14 protein-coding genes are annotated in these 15,196 nt (G+C 69.6%); 12 read left to right on the forward strand and 2 right to left on the reverse strand.

Going from position 1 to position 15,196, the window contains the following annotated elements; all coding sequences use genetic code 11:
- Window positions 1-15: 15 nt before the first annotated feature.
- Window positions 16-1,140, reverse strand: coding sequence for an AAA family ATPase (locus tag ACJJV7_RS03910; RefSeq protein ID WP_405372608.1), 1,125 nt, complete (start codon window positions 1,138-1,140; stop codon window positions 16-18).
- A gap of 73 nt (window positions 1,141-1,213) precedes the next feature.
- Here ACJJV7_RS03910 and ACJJV7_RS03915 point away from each other — a divergent pair, with 73 nt between their 5' ends.
- The 10 genes from ACJJV7_RS03915 (at window position 1,214) to ACJJV7_RS03960 (ending at window position 12,286) form a co-directional block, all read left to right on the forward strand.
- On the forward strand, window positions 1,214-1,984 hold the full coding sequence (locus ACJJV7_RS03915; RefSeq protein WP_405372609.1) for an ABC transporter ATP-binding protein: 771 nt from the start codon (window positions 1,214-1,216) through the stop codon (window positions 1,982-1,984).
- On the forward strand, window positions 1,966-3,537 hold the full coding sequence (locus tag ACJJV7_RS03920; RefSeq protein ID WP_405372610.1) for a hypothetical protein: 1,572 nt from the start codon (window positions 1,966-1,968) through the stop codon (window positions 3,535-3,537). Before ACJJV7_RS03915 ends, ACJJV7_RS03920 begins: the two co-directional genes overlap by 19 nt.
- A gap of 238 nt (window positions 3,538-3,775) precedes the next feature.
- The gene (argC, locus tag ACJJV7_RS03925; protein ID WP_405372611.1) at window positions 3,776-4,831 is read left to right on the forward strand and encodes an N-acetyl-gamma-glutamyl-phosphate reductase; all 1,056 of its coding nucleotides are present in this window, start codon (window positions 3,776-3,778) and stop codon (window positions 4,829-4,831) included.
- Window positions 4,828-5,985 carry a bifunctional glutamate N-acetyltransferase/amino-acid acetyltransferase ArgJ gene (argJ, locus tag ACJJV7_RS03930; protein ID WP_405372612.1) on the forward strand — a complete coding sequence of 386 codons (1,158 nt, stop codon included), beginning with the start codon at window positions 4,828-4,830 and terminating at the stop codon, window positions 5,983-5,985. The genes argC and argJ overlap by 4 nt, the downstream gene beginning before the upstream one ends.
- Entirely contained in the window at window positions 5,982-6,881 is a 900-nt protein-coding gene (gene argB / locus ACJJV7_RS03935) for an acetylglutamate kinase (RefSeq protein WP_405372613.1), read from the forward strand. The genes argJ and argB overlap by 4 nt, the downstream gene beginning before the upstream one ends.
- Window positions 6,878-8,125 carry an acetylornithine transaminase gene (locus tag ACJJV7_RS03940; RefSeq protein ID WP_405372614.1) on the forward strand — a complete coding sequence of 416 codons (1,248 nt, stop codon included), beginning with the start codon at window positions 6,878-6,880 and terminating at the stop codon, window positions 8,123-8,125. Before argB ends, ACJJV7_RS03940 begins: the two co-directional genes overlap by 4 nt.
- Window positions 8,122-9,045, forward strand: coding sequence for an ornithine carbamoyltransferase (gene argF, locus ACJJV7_RS03945; protein ID WP_405372615.1), 924 nt, complete (start codon window positions 8,122-8,124; stop codon window positions 9,043-9,045). Before ACJJV7_RS03940 ends, argF begins: the two co-directional genes overlap by 4 nt.
- Entirely contained in the window at window positions 9,024-10,151 is a 1,128-nt protein-coding gene (locus tag ACJJV7_RS03950; protein ID WP_405372616.1) for a heparan-alpha-glucosaminide N-acetyltransferase domain-containing protein, read from the forward strand. Before argF ends, ACJJV7_RS03950 begins: the two co-directional genes overlap by 22 nt.
- Complete coding sequence (gene argH, locus ACJJV7_RS03955; RefSeq protein ID WP_405372617.1) at window positions 10,148-11,578, forward strand: argininosuccinate lyase; 1,431 nt, start codon at window positions 10,148-10,150, stop codon at window positions 11,576-11,578. Before ACJJV7_RS03950 ends, argH begins: the two co-directional genes overlap by 4 nt.
- Before the next feature lie 78 nt (window positions 11,579-11,656).
- Window positions 11,657-12,286 carry a SatD family protein gene (locus ACJJV7_RS03960; protein WP_405372618.1) on the forward strand — a complete coding sequence of 210 codons (630 nt, stop codon included), beginning with the start codon at window positions 11,657-11,659 and terminating at the stop codon, window positions 12,284-12,286.
- A 4-nt stretch (window positions 12,287-12,290) separates the two neighbouring features.
- On the opposite strand, the gene ACJJV7_RS03965 is transcribed toward ACJJV7_RS03960, so the two are convergent.
- Window positions 12,291-12,878, reverse strand: coding sequence for a hypothetical protein (locus ACJJV7_RS03965; RefSeq protein ID WP_405372619.1), 588 nt, complete (start codon window positions 12,876-12,878; stop codon window positions 12,291-12,293).
- A 103-nt stretch (window positions 12,879-12,981) separates the two neighbouring features.
- Between ACJJV7_RS03965 and ACJJV7_RS03970 the strand changes: the two genes are divergently transcribed.
- Window positions 12,982-13,332 (forward strand): VOC family protein, encoded by a 351-nt coding sequence (locus tag ACJJV7_RS03970; protein WP_405372620.1) that lies wholly within the window; start codon window positions 12,982-12,984, stop codon window positions 13,330-13,332.
- A 30-nt stretch (window positions 13,333-13,362) separates the two neighbouring features.
- Window positions 13,363-14,676 (forward strand): tyrosine--tRNA ligase, encoded by a 1,314-nt coding sequence (gene tyrS / locus ACJJV7_RS03975; protein ID WP_405372621.1) that lies wholly within the window; start codon window positions 13,363-13,365, stop codon window positions 14,674-14,676.
- The last annotated feature ends 520 nt before the right edge of the window (window positions 14,677-15,196 follow it).

Below are 15,196 nucleotides of genomic sequence, written 5' to 3' on the forward strand. Positions count from 1 at the left end.
AGCCTCACCGAGCTCTCAGCGCTTGCCCCAGTTCCACGGCGGGACGTCCAGCAGCCCCTGGCCCTTTATCACCGTGCCGTCGGTGTGGCGCTCGAGTGAGACCCGGGCGGCATCCGGGATCGCGTCGACGAGTTCGGCCGCGTGCGACACCAGGATCACTTGACTCTGCTCGGATGCCGCGCGGACGAGGTTCGCCAAAGGGCCGAGCAGGCTCGTGTGGAGGCTCGACTCGGGTTCGTTCAGCACCGTGAGCGGCGCGGGCCGCGCCGGGAGCAGCGCGGCGCAGAGGAGCAGGTAACGGAGCGTGCCGTCGGAGAGCTCCGCGGCATCGAGTGGTCGCAGGAGCCCCGGTTGGGCGACGGTCAGACGCAGGACGCCATCGGATGCCTCGACCCTCACCCGCGTGCCGGGGAAGGCCTCGTCCACCGCCCGATCGAGCTGGTGGCCGAAACCGGCGTCGACGACCGTCGCCCATACGGCAGCGAGGTTGGAGCCGTCGTGGGCGAGGAGGGGCGACCGGGTCCCGACCTGCGGTCGCCGTGCGGGGGCGTCGGCATCCACTCGGAAGTGGTCGTAGAACCGCCAGCCGTTCATGATGCGGCGGAGTCCCAGCAGCTCGGGCGCCGTGTCGCCCTCGGCGAGATCGGTGATGATGCTCTCGAAGGGCGCGAGCTTCTGGTCGAGGGAGACCCACGCGCCGTCGCGGACACGGGTCTGGGTGCGGAGCCGGTCGATCAGCAGGGTCGCGGGTTTGGCGAACGAGCCGGCGAAGACCTGTTCCCGCTTGATCTCGGGGTCGCGGGCGAACACGCTCTCCTGCGAGATCTGAGGGATCCCGAGGTCGACGAGGTACCCCAGTTCGTCCGACGCGAAGCCCAACTGCACCGCGATCGGGTTTCGGCGGACGGTCCCTTCACCGCCGCCGTCCTCCGGCCCCGCCCACAGGAGCGAGGGAAGGCCTCCCTCACGGGCCACGGCGCCGACGAGGTCGCCCCGCGCGGCGGAGGCCAGCAACCGCAGGGCCCGGTAGAGGTTGGACTTCCCCGAGCCGTTCGGGCCGGTCACGACCGTGAGGTCGCTGAGCGGAACCACCACGTCGCGGAGCGATCGATATCCGGAGACGGCGAGGGTGCGCAGCATCCCTCCACCCTGTCAGCACCGCCCGACATGCGCACCTGCGCATCGGACGCGGGCGTTCGTTAGGCTCGCGGACGTGACCGGAAACGAGACCGCCCCCGCTCTGCACCTGTCCGGACTGGTCAAGCAGTTCGGCGCGAACCTCGCCGTCGCCGGCATCGATCTGATCGTCCCGTCCGGCTCGTTCTACGGGCTCGTGGGCCCGAACGGCGCGGGCAAGACGACGACGCTCTCGATGGCGACGGGCCTCCTGCGCCCCGACGGGGGCGGCGCGTGGATCCACGGCGTCGACGTGTGGCGGCAGCCGGTCGAGGCCAAGCGCATGATCGGCAACCTGGCCGACGGCGTGCGGCTGTTCGACCGGCTCACCGGCGAGCAGCTGATCACGTACACCGCGATGATGTTCGGGCTGCCGCGGGCGGACATCGCCCCGCGGGTGTCCGACCTGCTCGACCTCATGGACCTCCGCGGCGCCGCGGGGACCATGGTGGCGGACTACTCCGCGGGGATGACGAAGAAGGTCGCGCTCGCGTGCGCGCTCGTGCACGCCCCGCGTCTGCTCGTGCTCGACGAGCCCTTCGAGTCCGTCGACCCGGTGTCGGCCGCGAACATCGAAGACGTCCTCCGCAGCTACACCGCGTCGGGCGGAACGGTCATCGTGTCGAGCCACTCGATGGACCTCGTGCAGCGGATGTGCGACCACGTCGCCGTGATCGCGTCCGGGAGGGTCCTGGCCGCGGGCACCGTGGATGAGGTCCGCGCGGGCGAGAGCCTTCAGAACCGTTTCGTCTCACTCGTCGGCGGACGTCACCAGTCGGAAGGACCGCAGTGGTTGCGACAGTCCTGAAGCTGCGGTACCGCGCCCTGGGGAACGCGCTCTCGCGGCGTCCGTGGCAGCTGGTCGGCTTCATCATCGGGAGCCTCTGGGGCCTCGGCGCACTGGCGTCCGTGATCGCAGGCCTCATCGCCGTTGGGCTCTTCGGCGACCAGACCGTCGCGACGACGGTGGCGGTCCTCGGCGGATCGGCCCTCATCCTCGGGTGGGTGCTCGGCCCCATCCTCGTCGCCGGCATGGAGAGCACGGTCGACGCCACCCGGCTCGCCCCCTTCCCGCTGACGCGCCTCCAGGTGATGACTGCGCTCGCCGCCGTGGGCCTCACCGGCATCCCGGGCATCATCACGATCCTCGTCGCGCTCTCGTCCCTTCTGCTCTGGCTCCGTGAGCCCGCCGCCGCCGCAGTGGCGCTTCCTGCGGGACTCCTCGGCGCCGTCGTCTGCGTGCTCGCCTCCCGTCTGACGGGCGAGCTGGCGGGCGGGCTCGGGGGCAACCGCCGGGGTCGGGAGGTCGTCGGCACCGTGGTCCTCGTGCTCGTCATCTTCGCGGGCCCCCTCATCACCGGCGTGCTGAGCGTGCTCGCCGGCGGAGTCGCTCGCCTCGACGTCGCGGTGGACGTGCTCCGCTGGACGCCTCTCGGCGCTCCCTGGTACATCGCGCCCGCCGTCGCCGCAGGCGACGTGATCGGCGCAGTCGCGTCCGCCGCCATCGCGCTCGTCACGGCAGCGCTCCTGTGGTTCTCGTGGGGCCGGGTGCTCGAGGTCGCCGCGACGTCGCCACGCCGCTCCGCCTCCCGGTCGGTTGCCCCCGGCGCGCTGGGCCTTTTCGGACGGATGCCGACCGGCCCCGTCGGGGCGACCTGGGCCCGGTCGCTCACCGGGTGGCTGCGCGATCCCCGCTATCTGCGACAGCTCATCGTCATCCCGATCTTCCCCGTCCTCTTCCTCGTTCTCGGGGGAGTGGAGGGATTCGGATTCGCGATCGCCCCCGTCGTCGCCGCGCTCGTGCTGTCCATCGCCGGGTACGCCGACATCTCCTATGACGGCACGGCGTTCGGCACGGTCGTCGCTGCGGGAGCGCCGGGCCGCTCCGATCGTCTCGGCCGCACCCTGGGCGCCGCATCCATCGGCATCCCGCTCGTGATCGTGCTCGCTGTCGTGAGCGCCGTCGTCCCGGGAGAGGCGACCCGGTTGCCGGCCGTCCTCGGCGCGTCGCTCGCACTCCTCCTCGCCGGGTACGGCGTGTGCGCGGTCTCGTCGGCGCTGATCGTGACGCCGGTCGCCGCGGCGGGTGACAGTCCGTTCAAGAGTGTTCCCGGTCAGAACGCCCTCACGGGAGCCCTGGTCTTCGTCGCCTGGGGCGCCGTGATGGCCCTCTCCCTGCCCGCCCTCGTTCTGGCCGGCATCTGGATGACCACAGGCGGCGCGGTCTGGGCGTGGTCGTCGCTGGCGACCGGGGTGATCGTCGGGGGAGCGGTCGCCGTCATCGGGGTCATCGTCGGCGGGAGACTGCTCGACCGGCGCGGACCCGATCTCCTCCTCCGCATCGCCTCCTTCCCACGGTGAGCGGTGCCGTGAGTGGGCGCTGACGGCCCGTCGCGATTTGGCGTCCCGTCGGCGGGGCCGATACCCTCGCATCATGTCCTCGGCCCTCATCGACTCCGCTTCGGCGGTTCGCGGTGCGCGCCGACGTCTGGGCTCCCGCCGAAGCTAGGCGACCCCTCGCGCTCCCCGTTCTCCTGCGGGTCGAGCCGCAGGTGTCGCCGTCTCCGGCCCCTTTCTCCCAGACAATAAGGTTGAACCCATGACCATCTCGGTCGCCGTCTCCGGCGCTTCCGGCTACGCAGGTGGCGAGATCCTCCGCCTGCTCGCTTCCCATCCCGATGTCGAGATCCGCACCGTGACGGCGCACTCGAATGCCGGGCAGCCGTTGATCGACCATCAGCCGCACCTCCGTTCCCTCGCGAGCCTCACGTTGCAGGACACGACTCCCGAGGTCCTCGCGGGCCACGATGTCGTCTTCCTCGCGCTTCCGCACGGGCAGTCGGGTCAGTACACCGAGGCCCTGCGCGACACCCCGCTGGTGATCGACGCCGGCGCCGACCACCGGCTCACCTCCGCCGACGCGTGGGCGACGTTCTACGGCGGCGACTTCCACGAGCCGTGGGTATACGGCGTCCCCGAGCTTCCGGTCGCCGGGGGTACGCAGCGCACGGCGCTCGTCGGAGCAGCGCGCATCGCTGCCCCGGGATGCAACGCCAGCACCGTCTCGCTCAGCCTCGCGCCCGGCGTCTCGGCCGGAGTGATCGACGCGAGTGACATCGTCACCGTGCTGGCGGTCGGGCCCTCGGGTGCGGGCAAGAGCCTCAAGACGAACCTCCTCGCGAGCGAGATCATGGGCAGCGCCAGCGCCTACGGCGTGGGCGGCTCTCACCGCCACATCCCCGAGATCCGACAGGCCCTCCTGGCGGCAGATCCAGGGCTCGCCGCGGATGCCGTCCGCATCTCCTTCACGCCGGTGCTCGTCCCCATGGCGCGCGGCATCCTCGCGACATCGACGGCGCCGATCGCCCCGGGCGCGACCGACTCCGCCATCCGTGAGGCCTGGGAGTCGGCTTATGCCGGCGAGACCTTCGTCCACCTGCTGCCGGAGGGTCAGTTCCCGCGGACGGCCGACGTCGTCGGGGCGAACACGGCGCTGATGGGGCTGGCCATCGACCGCGAGGCGAACCGCGTGGTCGTGGTCGCGGCCCTCGACAACCTCACCAAGGGCACCGCCGGTGCCGCCATCCAATCGATGAACATCGCCCTGGGCCTTCCCGAGGCGACAGGACTGAGTGTGAACGGAGTCGCGCCGTGAGCGTCACAGCTGCACAGGGTTTCGAGGCCGCCGGGGTCGCGGTCGGTCTGAAGTCGACCGGGGCGAACGACGTCGCCGTCGTCGTCAACCGCGGTCCCCGCAAGGTCGGCGCCGCCGTCTTCACGAGCAACCGGGCGAAGGCCAACCCGATCATCTGGTCGCAGCAGGTCATCGGCGATGGCGTCGTCGAGGCCGTCGTGCTCAACTCCGGCGGGGCCAACTGCTTCACGGGATCGTTCGGGTTCCAGACGACGCACCAGACCGCCGAGCGGGCGGCCGACCTCCTGGGCGTCAGCGCGGGCGACGTGCTGATCTGCTCCACCGGCCTGATCGGCACGGGTGACGAGGTATTCCGCGGCAAGGTGCTCGACGGGGTCGAGAAGGCGATCGGGGTGCTGTCATCCGAGGGGGGAGAGGACGCGTCCCTCGCGATCATGACGACCGATTCGCGGCCCAAGCGCGCTGTCGTCACCCGCGACGGCTGGACGGTCGGCGGCATGGCGAAGGGTGCCGGCATGCTCGCGCCCGGCCTGGCCACGATGCTCGTCGTGGTGACGACGGATGCCGACATCGACGCCCCCACGGCCGACGCAGCGCTCCGCGAGGCGACCCGGGTGAGCTTCGACCGCCTCGACAGCGACGGCTGCATGTCGACCAACGACCAGGTCACGCTGCTCGCGAGCGGGGCCACCGGCATCCGTCCGTCGCGGGAAGACGTCACTGCCGCGCTGACCGAGGTCTGTCGAGACCTGGCGGAGCAGCTGCAGGGCGATGCCGAGGGCGCGAGCCACGACATCGTGATCGAGGTGGTCGGCGCAGCCCACGAGGACGACGCGGTCGTCGTCGGTCGCTCCGTCGCCCGCAACAACCTCTTCAAGGCGGCGATCTTCGGCAACGACCCGAACTGGGGTCGCGTGCTCGCCGCCATCGGCACGACCGACGCCGAGTTCGATCCGTACGACGTCGACGTCTCTTTCAACGGTGTCCGCGTCTGCACGGCAGGCGGCCCCGACCGTCCCCGCGAAGAAGTCGACCTGACGCCGCGCCGCACCGAGATCCTGATCGATCTGCGCGTCGGCACGGCCACCGCCACGATCCTCACCAACGACCTCACCCACGATTACGTCCACGAGAACAGCGCCTATTCGTCATGACCGACATCCAGCAGACCACGCCGGAAGAAGCCGCCGGCAAGGCCGCCGTCCTCGTCGAATCGCTGCCGTGGCTGAAGCGCTTCCGCGATCAGATCATCGTCATCAAGTACGGCGGCAACGCCATGGTGAGCGAAGAACTGCAGGCGGCGTTCGCTGAGGACATCGCCTACCTCCACCACGTGGGCGTCAAGCCCGTCGTCGTGCACGGTGGCGGACCTCAGATCTCCGCCATGCTCGACCGGCTCGACATCTCGAGCGAGTTCAAGGGCGGCTACCGGGTGACCTCGACCGAGGCCATCAGTGTCGTGCGCATGGTGCTCACCGGGCAGATCAACCCGCAGCTCGTCTCGCGCATCAACGCCCACGGCTCTTTCGCCACCGGCCTCTCCGGTGAGGACGCCGGCCTCTTCCGCGGCCGCCGCCGCGGGGTGGTCGTCGACGGCGAGGAGCACTCGCTCGGATACGTCGGTGACGTCATCGGGGTCGATCCGCAGGGCGTCCTCGACCATCTCGCCGCCGATCGGGTGCCCGTCATCTCGTCGATCGCGCCCGACGCGGACGAGCCCGGTCAATCGCTCAACGTCAACGCCGATGCGGCCGCGGCGGCGCTCGCCGTCGCCCTCGGGGCGACCAAGCTCGTCATCCTCACCGATGTCGCCGGTCTCTATGCCGACTGGCCCAACCGCGACTCCCTGGTGTCGCACTTGACGGCATCCGAGCTGAGAGCAATGCTTCCGCAGCTCGAGTCGGGGATGATCCCCAAGATGCAGGCCTGCCTCGATGCCGTCGACGGCGGCGTCGGCACTGCGGCGATCATCGACGGCCGTCAGCCGCACTCGGTGCTCGTCGAGCTCTTCACGCAACAGGGAATCGGAACAGAGGTGGTGGCATCGTGAGCGGGCCGACGACAGTGAGCTGGAAGGACGACGCCGCCCGCGACCTCGTCCTCAACGCGGGCGACCGGTACGCGCTCCTCGTGCGCGGTGAGGGTTCCTCTCTCTGGGACGACGAGGGCAATCGCTACCTCGACTTCCTCGGCGGGATCGCCGTCGTCTCCCTCGGCCACGCGCACCCGGTGTTCGTCCAGGCGGTGGCAGAACAAGCCGCGACCCTCGGCCACGTCTCCAACTATTTCGCGACACCGCCGCAACTGGGGCTCGCGGCACGGCTCAAGCGGCTCGCCGGCACGGGACCCTCGGGGCGCGTCTACTTCGGCAACTCCGGCGCCGAGGCGAACGAGGCCGCTTTCAAGCTCGCGAGACTCCACGGCGGATCGGCCCGCCCCCGGATCCTCGCGCTGAAGCAGGCCTTCCACGGCCGCACGATGGGGACTCTCGCCCTCACGGGCAAGCCCGCCATGCAGGAGCCGTTCGAGCCGATGGTGCCCGGCGTCGAGTTCCTCGACACGACCGTCGAGGCGCTCGAGGCTGCGATCGACGATCGTGTGGCCGCGCTGTTCGTCGAACCGATCAAGGGCGAGGCGGGCGTCCTCGAACTGCCCGAGGGGTACCTCGCCGCGGCGCGGGAGATCACCGCCCGTCACGGCGCGCTGCTCATCGTCGACGAGATCCAGACCGGCGCCGGCCGCACCGGGGCCTGGTTCGCCTTCCAGCACACCGGGATCACCCCCGACGCCATCACCGTCGCGAAGGGCATCGGCAACGGCATCCCGATCGGCGCCCTCGTCACCTTCGGCGCGGCGAGCGAGCTCTTCTACCCCGGCACCCACGGCTCGACCTTCGGCGGCAACCCGCTCGCGACCGCCGTCGCTTCGGCCGTGCTCGACGAGATCGAGCGGGCGGGCCTCGTCGATGCCGCCGCCGAGCGTGGCGCGCAGGTGCGTGCCGCCGTCGACGAGATCGCCTCGCCCCTCGTGAGCGGATGCCGCGGGCAGGGGCTCCTGATCGGCGTCGCCCTGCGGCATCCGGTTGCCGGCGCCGTCGTCGCAGCGGCTCAGCAGCACGGGCTGATCGTCAACGCGGCCAACGACTCGACCGTCCGCCTCGCGCCCGCCCTCACGATCGGCGACGTCGAGATCGACGAGTTCCAGACCCTGTTCGCCAAGGCCCTGGCGACCGTCGAGAACGCCCTGATGCTCGACGACCCGAACCACGATGACACCCCGGAGGCTTCCGCATGACCCGCCACCTGCTGCGCGACGACGACCTGACCCCCGCCGAGCAGAGCGAGATCCTCGATCTCGCGCTCGAGCTGAAGAAGGACCGCTGGCGCGAGAAGCCCCTCGCGGGACCGCAGACGGTCGCCGTCATCTTCGACAAGTCCTCCACCCGCACCCGGGTGTCGTTCGCCGTCGGCATCGCCGATCTCGGCGGCTCCCCGCTGATCATCTCGACCGCGAACAGCCAGCTCGGTGGCAAGGAGACCCCCTCCGACACCGCGCGGGTCCTCGAGCGGCAGGTGGCCGCGATCGTGTGGCGCACCTACGCGCAGTCCGGGCTCGAGGAGATGGCGCGCGGCACACGGGTGCCGGTCGTCAACGCGCTGAGCGACGACTTCCACCCGTGCCAGCTGCTCGCCGACCTCCTCACCATCCGTGAGCACAAGGGCGATCTCACGGGGCTGACCCTGACCTTCTTCGGCGACGGGCTCAGCAACATGTCGCACTCCTACGCCCTGGCCGGGGTGACGGCCGGCATGCACGTCCGGATCGCCGCACCCGCCGGATACGCTCCGCGTGCCGACGTCGTCAGCGATGCCCAGAGGATCGCCGCTGCGACGGGCGGATCGCTCGCTCTCTTCACCGATCCGGATGCCGCCGCCGCGGGTGCCGACGTGATCGTCACCGACACGTGGGTGTCGATGGGCAAGGAGGAGGAGAAGACCGCGCGGCTGCGTGACCTCGGCGGGTACAAGGTCACCCAGGACCTCATGGCTCGGGCGGACGACGACGCGATCTTCATCCACTGCCTTCCAGCCGACCGCGGCTACGAAGTGGATGCCGACGTGATCGACGGGCCGCAGAGCGTGGTCTGGGATGAGGCGGAGAACAGGCTGCACGCGCAGAAGGCGCTCCTGGTGTGGCTGCTCCAGCAGCAGTGACGGCGGCGTGGCAGAGCTGGAACGGCTCCGCCCGCCTGCACGGGATCGACCTCGCCCGTGCGCTCGCCGTGATCGGCATGCTCGCCGCTCATCTCCTCACGATCGAAGAGTCGCTCGAGCTCGCGCGTCCGGAGACCTGGGTCGACCTCGTGAACGGGAGGTCGTCGATCCTCTTCGCCGTCCTCGCGGGTGTGTCGCTCGCCCTGGTGACCGGCGGGACGCGTCCCCGGACCGGCATCCCGCTCCGCATCGCGCGACGACGCATCGCCGTCCGGGCCGCGCTGCTCTGGGTCATCGGCGTCGGACTCATCCTGACGGGCGTACCGGTCTACGTCATCCTCCCCGCCTACGCGATCCTCTTCCTCGTCGCACTGCCCCTTCTCCGGCTGCCCGTCCGCGCCCTCTGGGTATCGGCCGTCGCCGTCCTCCTCGTCATGCCCTGGTTCCTCCCGGCGCTCGAGGCCGCGACCTTCTGGGACACCGATCTCGGATATGTCGTGTTCCTCATCTCCGGGTGGGCGTACCCCTTCCCCCTCTGGATCGGGTTCGTCCTCCTCGGCCTCGCCATCGGTCGCAGCGATCTTCGCTCGGTGTGGACTCAGGGAGTCCTTCTCGGCGGGGGAGTCGCGGCGGCGGTGGCGGCGGGCATGGCCGCGATCGTCATCCGGGCGACGGGCGCCGTTCTTCCGGGTAGCGACCTCGAGCCGGTGTGGAGTGCCGAAGCGCACAGCGGGGGCCTCATCGAGGTGATCGGCTCCGCCGGGACGGCTGTCGCCGTTCTCGGGGCCTGCCTCCTCCTGTGCCGCACGCGAGCAACCTGGGTGCTCACGCCTCTGCGCGCTGTGGGCGCGATGCCTCTCACGGCATACGCGGGACAGATCGTCGTCTGGGCGATCGCCGCCGGTGTGGCCTTCGGCGACACCACCGACCTCTGGTCCTTCCGCGAGCTGCAGCCGTTCGGATGGTTCGTCCTCGGCGTGGTGGTCTTCTGCTTCGCGTGGGGGTCGCTCCTCGGGCAGGGCCCGCTCGAGCGGCTGTTGGGCTGGGCGGCGCGTCGCGCCGTGCCGGATGAGCGGCAGGACGCCGCGGTTAGGGTGGAGCAGTGACCGACAGTAAAAGCGAAGCGACCAATTCCGGTGCCCTGTGGGGCGGACGGTTCGCCTCCGGGCCTTCCCCGGAGCTCGTCGCCCTCAGCCGGTCGACGCACTTCGACTGGGCGCTCGCGCCGTACGACATCGCCGGGTCGCACGCGCACACGCGAGCGCTCGCCGCTGCGGGGTATCTGACCTCCGACGAGGAAGCGCGGATGCATGCCGGACTGGCGGTGCTCGAAGCCGGCGTCCATGACGGCACGCTGGTCGCGCAGGAGGTCGATGAGGACGTCCACGGGGCACTCGAGGCGGCGCTGATCCGCGAAGTGGGCCCCGAACTCGGTGGAAAGCTGCGCGCCGGTCGCAGCCGGAACGACCAGATCGCCACGCTCGTCCGGATGTTCCTGCTCGACCATGCCCGCGTGATCGCCCGAGACCTCGTGCGGATCATCGATGCCATCGTCGCGCAGGCCGACGCGCACAGCGGCGCCATCATGCCCGGTCGCACCCACCTCCAGCACGCCCAGCCCGTCCTCCTCGCGCACCACCTGCAGGCGCACGCCTGGCCGCTGGTGCGCGACCTCGAACGCTTGCGGGATTGGACGGCGCGCGCGTCGGTGTCGCCCTACGGCGGAGGCGCCCTCGCGGGCGCGACCCTCGGCCTCGACCCGCAGCTCGTCGCCGACGAGCTCGGTCTGGCTCGTCCTGCGGAGAACTCCATCGACGGAACGTCGGCGCGAGACGTGGTGGCCGAGTTCGCCTTCGTGACCGCCATGATCGGCGTGGATGTGTCCCGCTTCGCGGAGGACATCATCATCTGGAACACGCGGGAGTTCTCCTTCGTGCGGCTCGATGACGGTTTCTCGACCGGGTCGAGCATCATGCCTCAGAAGAAGAACCCCGACATCGCCGAGCTCGCGCGAGGCAAGGCTGGTCGTCTCATCGGCAACCTGTCGGGACTCCTCGCCACGCTCAAGGCGCTCCCGCTCGCGTACAACCGCGATCTGCAGGAGGACAAGGAGCCGGTCTTCGACTCGGTCACGACGCTCGAGGTGCTCCTCCCGGCTTTCGCGGGCATGATCGCCACGCTGCGATTCGACACCGCGCGCATGGCATCGCTCGCGCCCGAGGGCTTCTCCCTCGCGACGGATGTCGCGGAATGGCTCGTCAAGCGCGGCGTGCCCTTCCGCGATGCGCACGAGATCTCCGGCGCGCTGGTGCAGGCATGCGAGCAGCGATCGATCGGACTGGAGGATGCCGACGACGCGCTCCTCGCCGAGGTGTCGCCTCTCCTGGACCCGGCGGTGCGCGAGGTGCTGACCATCGAGGGTTCGGTGGCGAGCCGCACGGGGGTCGGGGGAACGGCGCCGGTCCGCGTCACCGAGCAGCGCGCGTCGCTCGTCGCTCGCACGCAGGAGCTCGCGCGCGACCTCGGGATCTGACGACATCAACCCCGCTGCACTTATAAGCAAAATACTGATTTCGAAGATAAATCAGCCAAAAGCTTATAAGCTCGGGATATGAGTACCGTCGTCACGGCTGACATCATCGGCTCGCGGGAGTTGTGGGACCGCGCCGAGGCGCAGCGCATCCTCGATGATGCCGTCGCGAGAGTCCACGCGGAAAGCTCCGGCGTCGTGCGTCCTCTGACTCCGACGGTGGGCGACGAGCTTCAGGGCGTCTACCGCGACCTTCCGTCGGCGCTTCGGGTGATCCTCCTGCTGCGCCTCGCTCTGCCGGACGGACTCGACATCCGTTTCGGGGTCGGGCTGGGGGAGATCGAGTCGATCCGCTCTGCCACTGGAGGGATCGCCGAGGGGCCGGGGTGGTGGGCGGCCCGCAAGGCTATCGACACCCTCCACGCGAAGCAGGTGCGCGCGATGCCCGGGGCCCGTACATGGATCGTCGCGTCGGGCGAGGACGAGCGGGATGCGGCTTTCGCGAACGCATACAGCTGGGCCCGCGACGAACTGGTCTCGGCCATGTCGGAGCGGACGCGACGTCTCGTCTACGGACGGTGCCTCGGCCGCACGCAGCGCGAGCTCGCCGCCTCCGAGGGCATCACCCAGTCGGCCGTGTCGCAGGCACTCACCTCGGCAGGTGCGGCCGCGGTCGTGGAGGGGCTTCGGGAGCTTTCGGGCGGGCGGTGATCTCTCACCAGATCGCGAGCCGGACCAGCCCGCCGGCGACGCTGGCCCAGCCGAGGCTTGCGAGGGTCCCGATGATGAATCGTTCCCGGGCCTCCGCGGCCGCGAGCTCGGAGAACCGTCCGATGCCCTTGATGGCGACGACGACGGCAAGGGCTTCCGGATATCCCGCGACGATCGCGACGGCGACCGCGATGCGCTCCAGGTAGCCGATCGTCGACCCGCCGCGGAGGAGGGCCTCGCGTTCGCCCGTGTGATCGCGGGGCGCGCCGATGAGGATCCCGCCGTCGGACGTCTCCCGAACCCGCGAACCGGTGGCGAGGTCGAGGACGACCCGGGTGGCGGGGTTGCCGCCGATCACTGCCAGCGCGACGCCGACGAGGGCGACACCGACGCCCCAGATCGCGGGGATCTCGACGGGGGAGAGCGCCGCGAGCACCGTGGCCACGACCAGGAGCCCGGTGGCGACCCCCATGGGCAACGGCGACGGCTTGCGGTGGGAGATCAGGGTCAGGATGAGCGACGCGCACAGGCTGGAGAACAGCACGATGGTGAGGACGGCGGCGGCGATCGCGCCCGGCAGCATCGGTTCCATGCGGTCAGTCTCCCATGGGCGTCCGACGCCGGTGGAGGCCGTCTCAGAGGTGTTCATCCGACAGGGCCTTGCCCTCGAGCAGGAGAAAGGCCACGGTGAGCGCATGGCGAAAATGGAGCATTTCGAGATCCCCGTCGACGACATCACGCGAGCGCAGGCCTTCTATGCGGAGGTGCTCGGCTACCGGTACACCCCATGGGGCGATGAGATGGGCATGCTCGAGCAGCCCGATGGGAAAGGAGTCGGCGGCGACCTCCACATCAGGGACGTCGCCCCGCATCCCACCGTCGTCTTCACCGTCGATCTGATCGAGGACACGGTTGCGCTCGCGGTGGCTCGCGGCGGGGAGCAGCTCGGCGAGATCACGCCGATGGGGAAGACATCGCGCTGGGTGTACATCCGCGACTCGGAGGGCAACATCATCGGCCTGTACGACGACGGCGCCGCCGCGTGAAGGTCGGGGCGCGCTGATAGCCTGAAAGGCGTGTCCGAACCCCTTCTGAGCACTGCGGCGAAAGCCCTGGCGCCCGCCAACGATCCGAGCTTCGACAATGTCTGGGACGAGATCGTCTGGCGCGGTCTGGTGCACGTGTCGACCGATCAGGAGGCTCTCCGAGAGCTTCTCTCCGGCGACCCGGTGACGTACTACTGCGGCTTCGACCCGACCGCCGCGTCCCTCCACCTCGGGCACCTCGTCCAGCTGCTGACGCTCCGCCGGCTCCAGCTCGCCGGACACAAGCCGCTGGGACTGGTCGGCGGTTCGACGGGCCTCATCGGCGACCCCAGACCGACCGCGGAGCGCACGCTCAACTCCCGCGAGACGGTCGCGGACTGGGTCGATCGGCTTCGCGGTCAGATCGAGCGGTACCTGAGCTTCGACGGCGACAACGCCGCGCGCATGGTGAACAACCTCGACTGGACGGCGCCCCTGTCGGCCATCGACTTTCTCCGTGAGATCGGCAAGCACTACCGCGTGGGCACGATGTTGAAGAAGGATGCCGTCGCCGCGCGCCTGAACTCCGACGCGGGGATCAGCTACACCGAGTTCAGCTACCAGATCCTGCAGGGCCTGGACTTCCTCGAGCTCTACCGTCAGTACGGCTGCGTCCTCCAGACGGGCGGGTCCGACCAGTGGGGCAACCTCACGAGCGGAACCGACCTCATCCACAGGGTCGAGGGGGTGAGCGTCCACGCCATCGGGACTCCGCTGATCACCAACAGCGACGGCACCAAGTTCGGTAAGAGCGAGGGCAACGCCATCTGGATCGACGAGGCGCTGACCAGTCCGTTCGCTTTCTACCAGTTCTGGCTGTCGACAGCGGATGCCGATGTCGTCGAGCGGCTGAAGGTCTTCACGTTCCTGACCCGCGAGGAGATCCAGGAGTACGCCGACCTCGTCGAGGCAGAGCCGTTCCGTCGTGCCGCCCAGAAGCGTCTCGCGCTCGAGGTGTCGACCGCGGTGCACGGCGTCGAAGCGACGGCGGCGGTGATCGCCGCGACCGAAGCCCTCTTCGGGCAGGGCGATCTTTCGTCATTGGATGCCGCGACGCTCCGCTCTGCTCTGTCCGAACTGCCTCACGCCGTGGTGTCCGAACCGGTCACCGTCGTGCAGGCGCTCATCGACACCGGCCTGGTGGCGAGCCTGAGTGAAGCGCGCCGGGCGATCTCCCAGGGCGGCGTGTCCGTCGACGGCGTCAAGGTCGTCGACGACACCGCTGTGATCTCCGGCGGTCTGCCGGGGGGAGTGTCCGTCCTTCGGCGCGGCAAGAAGACCCTTGCCGGAGTCTTCGTCGGCTGATCGTGAGATCCGTGACGCCGCTTCGCCCGTTCGGGGCGGGGCGGCGTTTTCTCGTCTCTGGATGAGAAACCGTCGTCCTTAGCGGCGGAATCCGCGCGTCACCAGGGACTCCGACCCGACAGCCCCCGCGCGACACGCCCGGGCTGCGTGCGTGATTTGCCCGACCGCCGAACCGCACGTAACTTATTACTTGTTCGCCCCACAGGGAAGAGCGAAAGGCCGGAAGGTCTCGCCCCCTCAAGTGGAGAACACAATCTCATCCCAAACCTCTCCTTGAGAGAACATGACCTCTGGTCTAGGATGAGGGTCTATCCCGTAGACCGCGGTCATCGACTGTGTCCAGCTTTCTCGGCTGGGAGCACCGGTTCGACAGACGGAACGGGTGGCCAACAGGAAGTTGCCCCGCAGCGAAGCCCGAGAGGGTGGTGGTGGGAGTATCCGATCCTTGAGAACTCAACAGCGTGCACTTGTCAAATGCCAAATAACCTCGCCTCGGCTTTTTGCTGGGGATGAGATTCCT

Source organism: Microbacterium sp. Ld4 (assembly GCF_045066555.1).
Lineage (GTDB): Bacteria > Actinomycetota > Actinomycetes > Actinomycetales > Microbacteriaceae > Microbacterium.

Excerpts from the sequence above, each read along its gene's own strand:
- argC (WP_405372611.1), top strand. The coding sequence starts at position 3,776 with ATGACCATCTCGGTCGCCGTCTCCGGCGCTTCCGGCTACGCAGGTGGC.
- argF (WP_405372615.1), top strand. The coding sequence starts at position 8,122 with ATGACCCGCCACCTGCTGCGCGACGACGACCTGACCCCCGCCGAGCAG.
- argB (WP_405372613.1), top strand. The coding sequence starts at position 5,982 with ATGACCGACATCCAGCAGACCACGCCGGAAGAAGCCGCCGGCAAGGCC.
- ACJJV7_RS03970 (WP_405372620.1), top strand. The coding sequence starts at position 12,982 with ATGGCGAAAATGGAGCATTTCGAGATCCCCGTCGACGACATCACGCGA.
- ACJJV7_RS03960 (WP_405372618.1), top strand. The coding sequence starts at position 11,657 with ATGAGTACCGTCGTCACGGCTGACATCATCGGCTCGCGGGAGTTGTGG.
- ACJJV7_RS03965 (WP_405372619.1), bottom strand. The coding sequence starts at position 12,878 with ATGGAACCGATGCTGCCGGGCGCGATCGCCGCCGCCGTCCTCACCATC.
- ACJJV7_RS03910 (WP_405372608.1), bottom strand. The coding sequence starts at position 1,140 with ATGCTGCGCACCCTCGCCGTCTCCGGATATCGATCGCTCCGCGACGTG.